1 protein-coding gene is annotated in these 246 nt (G+C 47.6%); it reads left to right on the top strand.

Annotation, left to right across the window (positions count from 1 at the left end; translation table 11 throughout):
- The coding region (locus tag ACPYOJ_RS36270) for a hypothetical protein (RefSeq protein WP_481420522.1) at window positions 1-246 on the top strand (246 nt) is incomplete at both ends.

Genomic DNA, 246 nt, shown 5'->3' with positions numbered 1-246 from the left:
GATTATTTTTCTTATCACAGCCTTCATTCTAAAACTCCTTAAAGTCTTGTTAAATCAGGTAGAAGCAGGGCGTTTACACCTTCCCGGGATCCATCCTGAAACCGTCGGCGCGACGCGGAAGTTAATTTCTGTGGTGGTGTGGTTATTTGCTCTGTCCGCGGCATACCCGTTTTTACCCGGGGCCAATTCACTGGCCTTTAAAGGTATCAGTGTGTTCTTTGGGCTAATGTTGACCCTGGGATCTGC

The organism is Rhizobium sp. SVR5-9E, from assembly GCF_056755095.1.
The sequence above is the reverse complement of the archived record's forward strand: the minus strand, read 5'-3'. Positions and strand labels throughout refer to the sequence as shown.